Source organism: Dolichospermum sp. LEGE 00246 (assembly GCF_015207865.1).
Classification (GTDB): Bacteria; Cyanobacteriota; Cyanobacteriia; order Cyanobacteriales; family Nostocaceae; genus Dolichospermum; species Dolichospermum heterosporum.
Map to the genome: position 1 here is coordinate 1 of NZ_JADEWA010000565.1, position 3,022 is coordinate 3,022.

The 3,022-nt window shown below is 33.2% G+C and carries 3 protein-coding genes and 1 pseudogene; 1 reads left to right on the top strand and 3 read right to left on the bottom strand.

Translation table 11 applies throughout. The features are described 5' to 3' along the window. Positions 1-1,728: serine/threonine-protein kinase (locus IQ228_RS24025; protein ID WP_193964694.1), on the top strand; the 1,728-nt coding region annotated here is incomplete at its 5' end. Positions 1,729-1,752: 24 nt separating this feature from the next. Here IQ228_RS24025 and IQ228_RS24030 read toward each other — a convergent pair. The 3 genes and pseudogenes from IQ228_RS24030 to IQ228_RS26950 form a co-directional block, all read right to left on the bottom strand. Continuing rightward, positions 1,753-2,034: a putative quinol monooxygenase gene (locus IQ228_RS24030; protein ID WP_193964695.1), complete on the bottom strand. Its 282-nt coding sequence runs from the start codon at positions 2,032-2,034 to the stop codon at positions 1,753-1,755. Between the two features lie 141 nt (positions 2,035-2,175). Beyond that, entirely contained in the window at positions 2,176-2,682 is a 507-nt protein-coding gene (locus IQ228_RS24035) for a hypothetical protein (RefSeq protein ID WP_228044052.1), read from the bottom strand. Between the two features lie 135 nt (positions 2,683-2,817). Next, positions 2,818-3,022 (bottom strand): annotated as a pseudogene (locus tag IQ228_RS26950) (hypothetical protein); the annotation flags it as partial.

The window sequence follows — 3,022 nt, forward strand, 5'->3', positions numbered from 1 at the left end:
GATTGGGATATTCAATCTATATTATTAGATTTATTACCAATTATCAAATTTGTTCATCAACATGGAGTAATTCACCGTGATATTAAACCAGAAAATATTATTCGTCGAAAAACTGATGGGAGATTAACACTCATTGATTTTGGTTCTTCCAAACAATTAACCGCACAGGTACAGCGAAAAAATGGTACTTCTATCGGTTCACATGGTTATTCTCCCATTGAACAAATTAGAGATGGAAAAGCATATCCTGCAAGTGATTTATTTAGTTTAGGTGCTACTTGTTTTCACCTATTAACAGGAATTTCTCCTTTTCAATTATGGATGGAATATGGTTATGCTTGGGTAGGAAATTGGCAGCAGTATTTACGCTTTCCTTTGAGTTCAGAATTATCAGAAATTATAGATAAATTGCTTCAAAAAGAAATAGATAGTCGTTATCAATCTGCTGATGAAGTAATTAGAGATTTGATGAAAAAACATAATCATATTCTGCCAGCAGCGAAGCATAAAATCATAAAATCACCTAGAAAAAATTCTCAACTACACTCATCAAAATATACTTGGGTTAGAAATTTAATTTTCATTTTTGGGATAGTTGTCTCTTTCGCATTAGTAGAATCCGGTTATCGAGAATTTCGCAAATTAAAAACTAACTTTTCATTTAGTTGGAGTCAACCTCGCAATAGTCCACCCACATTTGTAACATCAGAAAAAAAATTGTCTTTAGTCAATACTTTCTCTGGACATAAAAGCAAAGTTTTGTCAGTAGTTATGAGTCCAAATGACAAACTAATTATCAGTGCTGGGGATTGCGAAAAAAGTAATAACAGTCTATGTCATAATATTAAATTATGGGATATCATTACAGGTATAGAAATTGCCAGTCTTCAAGGACATTCCCAAAATGTCAATGCAGTAGCTATCACTCCTAATAGTAAAACTTTAGTTAGTGCTAGTGATGATAAAACTATCAAAGTTTGGAATTTACAAACAAATCAATTAATTCATACCTTAAAGAGTCATACTGATGCGATTCATAGTTTAGCTATTAGTAGTAATGGTAAAATTCTAGTTAGTGCTAGTGATGATAAAACTATCAAAGTTTGGAATTTAATCACAGGTAAACTAATTCGCACTTTAATTGGTCATAAATATTGGGTGCGTTCTGTAGATATTAGTCCTGACGGTGTTACCTTAGCAAGTGGTAGTTTTGATAAAACGATTAAATTATGGAATCTTAATCAAGAAGCACCAATTATGAATTTAGCTACCAGTTCACAAACAGTTATAGCTGTGGCTTTTAGTCCTAATGGTAAAATTTTAGCAAGTTCCAGCCGCGATAGCGTAAGCGCTGACCGAAGGTATCGCACAATTAAATTATGGAATCTGCAAACCCTCAAAGAAATTCGGACTCTCATGGTAGAAGATAATAGTGTGAATACTATTGCTTTTAGTCCCGATGGTCAAATTTTAGCAAGTGCTGGGCGAAATATTTCTGAAGAACAAATCTATCACACCATTAAACTCTGGAACGTAGCTACAGGAGAGGAAATGCTAACATTGACGGGACATAGTAATGCTGTCACCTCCCTTGCTTTTAGTGCTGACGGGAAGTTTTTAGTTAGTGGTGGTGAAGATAATTTAATTAAAATTTGGCAGATTCCAGTCAATGATGACAAAAATTTTCCCCGTCGAGGGTTGGTACTTGATAAAACTAAATTTCGGTAGTTTGTGGGATTACAGATTATAACTCTACAACGTCCCCGATTCTAGTTGATCTAAATATATGAAATCAGGAGACTTGACTCCAGCTTCTTGTCTAATTTTCACGAGTTTGGGAGATTCAAAAAACCGCTTTGCATCTTCTATAGATGTCCATGATGAAAAATGCACTATTTTATTGGGATTATTTTCGTATTTTAAAACCTGATATGCTATTTCTCCGGCTTCCTTGCGGATATCGGCTGCATTATCAAAAACCTTTTTCCATGCTTCATAGTCTTCAACTTCATGGATAATCAATACATATTTCATAATTTTGTTTAATTAGTAGTTTTTCATAGTCCATTTTGCCTGAAATAAATCAGTTAAAGCTAACCACATTAAAAAATTTCTGAGTGGTGCAGGATATAAAATACAAGCATCATAAACAACGATCAAACCACTTTCTTGCATTTAATATCCCATATTTAATTCTTGAGCTTGATTTGCCAATTCTGCTAAAGTTTCTCTACGTTTAGCATCAATTATATTTTTATACTCTATCAAATCTTGATAGAATATTCTGCGATTATTTCCCACTTTATGATAAGGGATTTCACCATGACTCAACTGTTGCGCTAAAGATGCAGTTCTTGCTGTAGCAGCATTGAGTTCAGCATTAACAAGATTATCTAATTCAATTTGTATTTCTGGGGGAAGTGTTTGTCCTTGATCTCGTGCTGTTCTCCACATACTCATCAGTTCTGATAAACGTTGTTTTTGCTCATTGGTGAAAAATTGATCAGGACGAAAGTTATCAATAATTAATAATGCCCGAAATTCAACCTCACCTAACTGTGTACTCAAAGCATCTAAAGCTTGATCGGCAGTTTTGCCAACAGACTGTTTATCTCCAGCAATAGCGCGATAATACTTTTCTCCATTGGCATTTGATGTAGGTACAATAGCAACTGTAGTCATAATGCTAATTAATGATATCTGTTATTTATCAATTATACTATTAAGTAGATTGGGTTGACGCAAGGAAACCCAAAACTAGGCGGAAATAATAAATGTGTTGGGTTGCATTTCATTTAACTAAACCTACAAAATAGTTTATTCTTCAATTAATTTGTATAGTGTCTTAAAGAAAAAAGGAATATGATTTTCAATAATACAATCTTGTTTTGAATAAAACTTACCAATTTCTAAGGATAATTGTTCTCTAAATTTATACGGTGAATGAGTCCAATTATCATCAGGTAAAATTTGCCGCCAATATTCTTTAGATTTGACAAGCATTAATACAGCATTTATTAAC

Excerpts from the sequence above, each read along its gene's own strand:
- IQ228_RS24030 (WP_193964695.1), bottom strand. The coding sequence starts at position 2,034 with ATGAAATATGTATTGATTATCCATGAAGTTGAAGACTATGAAGCATGG.
- IQ228_RS24035 (WP_228044052.1), bottom strand. The coding sequence starts at position 2,682 with ATGACTACAGTTGCTATTGTACCTACATCAAATGCCAATGGAGAAAAG.